4 protein-coding genes are annotated in these 8,112 nt (G+C 73.4%); 3 read left to right on the forward strand and 1 reads right to left on the reverse strand.

Annotated features, from left to right (window positions below; all coding sequences use genetic code 11):
* Positions 1-3,519 (reverse strand): BTAD domain-containing putative transcriptional regulator (locus ACSNOG_RS30630; RefSeq protein ID WP_436755967.1); only part of this gene is annotated, 3,519 nt, incomplete at its 3' end.
* A 446-nt stretch (positions 3,520-3,965) separates the two neighbouring features.
* Here ACSNOG_RS30630 and ACSNOG_RS30635 point away from each other — a divergent pair.
* The 3 genes from ACSNOG_RS30635 (at position 3,966) to ACSNOG_RS30645 (ending at position 7,999) form a co-directional block, all read left to right on the forward strand.
* Entirely contained in the window at positions 3,966-4,886 is a 921-nt protein-coding gene (locus tag ACSNOG_RS30635) for a methyltransferase domain-containing protein (protein ID WP_436755968.1), read from the forward strand.
* Between the two features lie 379 nt (positions 4,887-5,265).
* Positions 5,266-6,693, forward strand: a complete 1,428-nt coding sequence (locus ACSNOG_RS30640) for a family 2B encapsulin nanocompartment shell protein (RefSeq protein WP_436755969.1) — start codon at positions 5,266-5,268, stop codon at positions 6,691-6,693.
* A 34-nt stretch (positions 6,694-6,727) separates the two neighbouring features.
* Positions 6,728-7,999, forward strand: a complete 1,272-nt coding sequence (locus tag ACSNOG_RS30645) for a family 2 encapsulin nanocompartment cargo protein terpene cyclase (RefSeq protein WP_436755970.1) — start codon at positions 6,728-6,730, stop codon at positions 7,997-7,999.
* The last annotated feature ends 113 nt before the right edge of the window (positions 8,000-8,112 follow it).

The raw sequence follows: 8,112 nt of genomic DNA on the forward strand, positions 1-8,112 counted from the left end.
CCCCGGCCCCGCCGCCTTCGCCACTGCCCCGGCCGCACCGCTCCCCAGCAGGTCGCGCAGCAGCCGCGTGGCGGGCAGGGCCTCGTGCAGGTAGACCTGCTCGCCGCGCTGCTCGACGGCCGCGAGGAGGGCGCGGAACGTCGCCCTCGCCTCCTCGGGCCGCCCGGCGTGGTGCTGGGCCTCGCCGAGCAGGCCGAGGTGGAGGGGGTGGCGCAAGAGCGTGCTGGAGCGGCGCAGTTCGGCCAGGGACGCGTGCATCAGGGCGAGGCCGTCGTCCTCCCACCCCGAGTGCGTCAGGCCCCACCCTTCGAGCAGGCTCAGCATCCCCTTCCAGTAGAGCAGCCCGTGTTCGCCGGCCAGGCGCGCTCCCTCGGCGCCGGAGGCGCGCGCCGTACGGGCGTCGCCCTCCCAGGCCGCCACGACCGCGTCCACGTAGAGGGCGAAGGACCGGTCGGAGGGCCGGCTGTCGTACTCGGTCAGGTGCAGCAGCTCGCGCCGGCGCGTCGCGGCGGTCCGCCGGTCGCCGAGGAGCCAGTGCGTGAACGTGTTGTACGAGCGGCAGGAGACGCGCGGGTCGTGCTGGAAGGTGCGGGCCAGCGCATGGCCCTGGCGGGCGTAGCCGTCCGCCATCTCGACGCCGTGCTCCAGCTCGGCGAGCGCCTGCGGCAGCCGGCCGCGGACGTGCAGCACGATGCCTTCGCCGTACGCCGCGCCGAGCACCGCCACCGGCTCCCCGGTGCGTTCGGCGATGCCCCGCAGCAGGCCGGAGAAACGCCGTGAGGCGTCGTAGCGGCCGGTCACCAGGTACGCCGCGCACAGCGCCCAGAGCACCGAAGGATCCTCGGGCGCCTCGGTGGCCGAGCTGAGGGACCGGCCGTGCGCGAGCGCCGTCTCGGCCTCGGGGTGACCGTAGCCGCGGGTGGTGGCCAGCACCTGGCCGAGCTGGATGTGCAGCCGCTGTTCCAGGTGCAGGGCCGAGGGGTCGTCGTGGGGCAGCAGGCCGACGAGGTCCGTGGCCCTGCGCAGCCACGTCTCCACGCGCTCGTACGCCAGTTGCTGCTCGGCCTGCTCGGCGGCGCGCAGCAGCCGCGGGAGCGCCCGCGCCGGGGGCAGCGCGCTCCCGGCGTGCCAGGTGTGGTGGGCGACCTGCTCGACGTCCGCGTCCCCCACCTGCCGGTGGCTGCGGGCGCACAGCGACTCGGCGACCCCCGCGTGCAGCCGCTGCCGCTCCTCGCGCGCCAGCTCCTCGATGAGCGTCTCCCGGACCAGGGCGTGGGCGAAGTGGATCCGCCCCGGGTGGTGCGGCTCCTCCCCGAGCAGCCCGGCGCGGATCGCCGACTCCAGGGCCTCGGCGACCGGTTCCCCCGCGGCGGCCGTGCGGCGCAGCAGGTCGGTGTCCACCTCGGAGCCGATGACCGCGCACAGCCGCAGCACCTGCAGCACCGGCTCGGGCAGCGCCGCGAACCGCTGGTTCAGCACCTCGCGCACCCCCGTGGGAACGCGGGTCAGCAGCACGTCCACGGCATCGGCGCGGTGCAGACTGCGCGGATCCCCCAGGAGGGACAGCAACTGCATGACGAAGTACGGATTGCCCTCGCTGCGCCGGTGCAGCACCTCGACGACCTTCGCGTCCACGCCCGGCCCCGCCTGCGCCACGACGAGGGCCGCCACCGACTGCCGGGAGAGCCCGTCGAGCCGCAGGGTCTCCGTCCTGGGACCGCGCAGGACCTCGGAGAGCATCCGGCGCATCGTCGCGTCGGACTCGACCTCGAACTCGCGGGCCGTCAGCACGATCCCGAGCGGATGGCCCTGGCGGCGGGTGCTCAGCAACCTGAGCAGGTCGAGCGAGGCCGTGTCGGCCCAGTGCAGGTCTTCCAGGAACAGGACGAGCGGGCGCTGCCCGGCCAGCGTCAGCAGGACCTCGCAGACCGCGTCGTGGGTCAGGAACCGCGCCTGCCCCCAGTCGGCATCGGCACCCGGGCCACTGCCACTACCAGTGCCACTGCCGCTGCCACCGGCTCCGGCCGACCGCTCCGGCATGAGCGGGGCGAGGAGGGCGCCGAAAGGCTCCGCCGCGCGGCGGAAGTCGTCGGCGCGGCTGGCGGACAGCCGCCGGAGGACCTGCGTCCACAGCCAGTAGGGCGGTACGCCCTCGCTCAGGAAGCAGTGGCTCCAGATCACCTCCAGATCAGCTCCGCCGCCGCGGCTCGCGCTGGCGGCTTCCAGCCTCGGGGCGAGTTCGAGGAGCAGACGGGTCTTGCCGACTCCGGCAGGGCCGAGGACCCCGGCAACGTGCCCGTGCCCGGCCAGCGCGCTCGTTGCTGCGGCCGTCAGCCGCTGCAGCTCCTCGTTGCGCCCGGTGAACGGCGACTGGCCTAACGGCCGCCCGGATGCGGGGTCGGGTGCGGGGTCAGGGTCGGGTGCGGGTGCGGGTGCGGAGGAGGGTGTAGGTGCGGGCGCGGGTGCTGGGTCGGGGGCGGAGCCGCGGGCGTCGGTGCCGGGGATGTCGGCGGAGGCGGCGGAGGCGGCGGGTGCGCCGTCCGTGCCGGGCGTACGGCCGTCCGCGCCGCGTGTGCCGTCCATGGCGTCCGTGCCGTCCATGCCGTCCGTGCCGGGCGTGTGCTCGTCCGCACCGTCGTCCACAGGACCGATGCGCCCGGGGCGCGATTCCTCGGCGGCCCCTCCCGCCCCCGGCTCCTGGCGGAGGATCGCCGTCCTGACGCGGCGGAGCGCGGCGCCCGTGCCCACGCCGAACTCCTCGGCCAGGTGGCTGCGCGTCCGTTCGTAGACCTCGAGCGCCTCCGCCTGCCGGCCGAGCCGGGACAGAGCGGTCATCAGATGGCCGACGAGGCGCTCCCGCGCCGGATGGTGACGCGCCTCCAAGTCGAGGTCAGCGGCCACTTCTTCGGCCGCTCCGAGGAGCAATCGGGCCTCCGCACAGGACTCCACGGCCGTGAGCCGTACGTGTTCCAGGCGGGTGGTTTCGTCGCTGAGCGGCGGATGGCCGTCGAACTCCCCGTAGGGCGCACCCCGCCACAAGCGCAGCGCCTGCGTGAACCGGTCCCGCGCGGCGAGCGCATCGCGCCGTTCCAGCAGCCGCCGCCCCTCGGTGACGAGGAGCTCGAAGCGGCAGACGTCGATCTGCGCGGGGTCGAGGCCGAGGACGTAGCCGCCCGCCCGGTGGCGCAGCACCGGCGCGCCGTCCGGCCCGGCAGCCGGCTGAAGGGCGCGGCGCAGGTGGGAGACGTGGCTCTGGAGCGTGGCGACGGCCCGGCGCGGCGGTTCCTCGCCCCACAGCTCCTCGACGAGCAGCTCCGTGGGGACGACGCGGCCGAGGCGTATGAGGAGCAGGGCGAGCAGCGCCCTCCTGCGCGGGGGGCCGATCGGGAGGTCCACCCCGTCGTGGCGTGCCGACAGGGGACCCAGGACGCTCAGCAGGGGCTCGCTCGGGGCGGTGACCGCCGGATCGGTGGCCGGCGGGGCTGTCGGTGTCGGCTCCGGCGTCGGAGATGCGGGCATGTCGGTCCCTACCGTTCTCGCACGCGCGACTGGTGACGGGCGTCCGGCGCGGAGAGGCCGGTGCCTTACAAATCGGATCTTGGCACACGCAACGGGGCAATCCAAGATCGCGACAAGCCATCGGCAAGCGTGCGGCAAGTGAACGGCGAGAGTACTGCAAGGACTTGGCCGCGGCAGCCCGCATCGTCCGGTATCGGCCGGAACCGGCCGCAGGCACCGGCAAGGAAACGTCAGCGGCACGGCCAGGCTGCCGCAAGGGCGGTGCCGCACGATGTCCGGGCACCGGAAGAGCCACCGCCGACCCCGGGGAGCGGGGTGCCGACGGAACGGTTCCCTCACGTCGACGGGGGTGGCGTGAGGGGGCCCGTCCTCCCCTGGTCAAAGGACGTGAATCAGAAGAAGACGGAGGTCTTTCCGTGTCCGTGCCCGTGTCAGTGTCCGTGCCCGTGTCCGCGACCGAGTTCGTCCCCGCGTCCGTGCCCCCGTCCGTGCCCGTCCCCCGGTCCGCCCCCGTGTCCGCGTCCGGCGTTCACACCCTCTTCCCCGTCCCCGAAGAGGTCGGACGCCTCTACGACCGCCTGACCGCGCTCGACACCGGCGAGTCCGGCGGAATCCTCCACCTCGGCTACTGGGAGGCCGACGATCAGGGCGTGTCGCTCGTGGAAGCCGCCGACCGGCTCACCGACATGATGACGGACCGCCTGCACGTCGACGAGAGCCACAGCGTGCTCGACGTGGGCTGCGGGGTGGGGCAGCCGGCGATGCGGATCGCCCGGCGCACCGGTGCGCACGTCACGGGCATCTCCGTCAGCCGTGGGCAGGTCGCCCGCGCCACCGCGCTCGCCGAGGAGGCGGGCCTGAGCGGCCGCGTGGAGTTCCGCTACGCCGACGCCATGCGGCTGCCCTTCGAGGACAACTCCTTCGACGCCGCCATCGCCATCGAGTCGATCTTCCACATGCCCGACCGCGAGCACGTGTTCGGCGAGATCCGGCGGGTCCTGCGCCCCGGGGGCCGGCTGGTGCTGACCGACTTCTTCGAGCGGTCCCCCATCCCCGCCGGAATGCGGTCCGCCATGGACCGGTGCCTGCGGGACTTCATCATGACCCTGGCGCGGCCCGAGGAGTACATGCCGATGCTGAGCCGGGCGGGCCTGCGCTTCACGGAACTCCTCGACATCACCGAACAGTGCGTGCGCCGGACCTTCGAGCGCCGGGCCTTCGAGCAGGCGAGCGGGGCTCGCGGGGGCCGGGTGGGGGAACCGCAGACCGTGTTCGACCAGGCGGCGGGGGAGAAGTTCGGGCCCGCCGACATGGTCGACGTCGACGAGTTCGGCTCCGTCCTGCTGACGGCTCAAAAGCCCGTCTGAGGGTGGCTGCCGAAACGTTCTGACTAGGCGTCATACCGCGAGCGTACGACCAGACCACGCACTATCAGCCACCTCACTCCCGGCGCCAGGGCCCTTCGGGGCACGATCCGAGGGTGAGGAAAATACGGAGAATACGGAGAATCGCACCAGGTCAGGCACGGTGGCCGTCCTGTGACGCCCCGCAAGGCCGGTGCAGAATGCATGAACCCCCCGAACCTCTTCGCCCGCTCTTGGCGCAAATCCGACGATGCCACCCCGGTCGTCTCGACCAACATCATCGGGCGCTGCTTCACTGGCGCGGCGGGAGCCCCAGTCGCCCGATCAGGTGACTTCAGGGGCTCCCTCTTGACGCATGCGCCGAGACGGAAGAGGGACCGGGATGTCGACCGCAGCGCACCGGCAGCAGCCGGAGCAGCCCGCACACGAAGCCGGCCGGGCCCAGCTCAGCCTGGGGATCGCCGCTGCGCGGAATCTGGCGAGCACCACCAAGAGCGTCCCGCAGATGCAGGGCATCAGCTCGCGGTGGCTGCTCCGCATGCTGCCGTGGGTGGAGGTCAAGGGCGGCACGTACCGGGTCAACCGGCGCCTGGTGTACGAGGTCGGCGACGGCCGCGTCACCTTCGTCCAGGAAGGCGCCGCGGTCAAGGTCGTCCCCGCCGAGCTGGGCGAACTGCCGCCGCTGCGCGGATTCCACGACGAGGAGGCGCTGCGGGCGCTGGCCGAACGCTGCCGTCAGCAGGAGTACGAGCCCGGCCAGGTCATCGCCGAACGGGGCCGGCCCGTCGACCACGTCTACCTCATCGCCCACGGCAAGGTCGAGAAGGCCGGCACCGGCAAGTACGGCGAGGAGACCCGCCGCGGAGTGCTGGCCGACGGCGGATTCTTCGGCGCGCAGGCGGTGGCCGAGGAGCCGGGGCAGTGGGAGTTCACGGCGCGCGCGATGACCACGTGCACCGTACTGGCCCTGCCCCGCGCCGCGTACGAGGAGGTGGCGGCCCGCCACCAGAGCCTGCGGGCCCACGTCCGCCTGCGCCGGGCGGAAGCGGGGCGCCCGCAGAACAAGAAGGGCGAGGCGAACATAGCCCTCGCCTCCGGCCACACCGGCGAGCCGGTGCTGCCGGGCACCTTCGTCGACTACGACCTCGCCCCCCGCGAGTACGAGCTGAGCGTGGCCCAGACGATCCTGCGGGTCCACAGCCGCGTCGCCGACCTCTACAACGACCCGATGGACCAGGTGGAGCACCAGCTGCGGCTGACCATCGAGGCCCTGCGCGAGCGCCAGGAGTCCGAGCTCGTCAACAACCCCGAGTTCGGCCTGCTGCACAACGCCGACTACAGCCAGCGCATCTCCACCCACTCCGGCCCGCCCACGCCCGACGACATGGACGAGCTGCTGAGCATGCGGCGCGGCACCAAGGCCTTCTTCGCCCACCCCCGGGCCATCTCCGCCCTCGGCCGCGAGTGCAACAAGCGGGGCCTGGCCCTCGACAGCGCCGACGTGGGCGGCCACCCCGTACCGGCCTGGCGGGGCGTGCCCATCCTCCCCTGCGGCAAGATCCCCGTCTCGGACGAGGGCACCTCCTCCATCCTCGCCATGCGCCTGGGCGAGGGCGAGCAGGGCGTGATCGGCCTGCGGCAGACCGGCATCCCGGACGAGTACGAGCCCGGCCTGAACGTGCGGTTCATGGGCATCAACGACCAGGCCCTCATCTCCTACCTGGTCAGCACCTACTACTCGGCGGCCGTTCTCGTCCCCGACGCGCTCGGCGTCCTCGAGAACGTCGAGGTCTTCCACACCCCGTCCTGACGGGCACCCCACCCCCGGAACGGAGAGAAGAACCTTGTCACTGCTGTCCCGGATCACCGCGCCCCCGGCCCGGCACGACGTGGCGCGGCTCGTGGCCACGCTGCTCACGCACCAGCAGGGCGCCCGCCGTCACGCACCGCAGACGCTCCCCGGAAGCGTCCCCCGCCCGGTGGGCGCCACCGCCCTGCCCACCGGGCCGACGGGGCTGGGCACCTCCGCCGCCCGCGTCGCGGCCCGGAAGGCCTTGAGGCCCGTGGACGCGGGGGAGGCCGTCCCCGGTGCCCCGGGTGTCTCCCGTGTCTCTGGTGCCTCGGATGTCTCCGGTGCCCCGGGCGGCCGGCGCGGCTCCGGCGTCCCCGAGCTGTACTGCCCGCCCGCGCTGCGCGACGACCCGGCGCTCGCCCGGGAGGTCAACGACCGGCTGGTGGCCTGGGCGGACGAGACCGGCATCTACGACGGGCGCCTCGACCGCGTCCGTGCGGCCGACTTCGGGCGCCTGATGATGCTGGCCCACCCCGACAGCGACGACCCGGACCGGCTGCTCGCGGCCGGGAAGTGCGCCCTGGCCGAGTGGGCCACGGACGACTACTACTGCGACGACGAGACCGTGGGCTCACGGCCCGAACTCCTCGGCTCCCACCTCGGACTCGCCTACGCGGCCCTCGACCCCGCCCACCTCCCGGCCCGCTACGCGCCCGCGTGGGAGGAGGAGATGAGTGAGGACCCCGTACGGGTCGCTCTGCGCTCGGGGCTGGAACACCTCTCCCGCTATGCGGAGCCGTCGCAGATCGCCCGGCTGCGGCACGAGGTCGCCGTCCTCTTCGTGGGATACGAGCAGGAGGGCTCGTGGCGCTCCCGGGGCCGTATGCCCGGCGTCCGGGAATACCTGGCCCACCGTCAGATCAACAGCTTCCTTCCCTGCATCGCACTGACCGACGTGGTCGGCGGCTACGCGCTGCCCGCCTCCGTGTACGCCGAGCCGCGCGTGCGCCGCGCCGTGACCATGGCCGCCACGGCCGCCACGCTCGTCAACGACCTGTACTCGATGACGAAGGAACACGACTCCTCCGGCGTCGAGTTCAACCTGCCCGTCGTGATCGCCGCGGAAGAAGGCTGCTCCCTGCACGAGGCGGTCGAGCGGAGCGCGGAGATCCACGACGAGCTGGTGATCGCCTTCGAGACGGAGGCCGCTGCCCTGGCCCTCGCCGGGCCCCCCGAGCTGCGCCGGTTCCTCGCCGGGGTCTGGGCCTGGCTCGGCGGCAACCGCGAATGGCACGCCGGAAGCCCCCGCTACAACGGCGCGTGAGCCGGGGCCCCGCCCCGCTGCCACCCCGCACGCACGTCCCCTCCTACCCCATGCCGCACATCTGTAAGGAGCACCCCATGACGACCACGCCCGCCCCCCCCCCCACCGTCGGC

It is taken from the genome of Streptomyces sp. URMC 124, from assembly GCF_051386455.1.
In the GTDB taxonomy this organism is placed as follows: Bacteria; Actinomycetota; Actinomycetes; order Streptomycetales; family Streptomycetaceae; genus Streptomyces.

What these genes read in the sequence shown, in the direction of transcription:
- ACSNOG_RS30640 (WP_436755969.1), top strand. Translation starts at nt 5,266, where the DNA reads ATGTCGACCGCAGCGCACCGGCAGCAGCCGGAGCAGCCCGCACACGAA.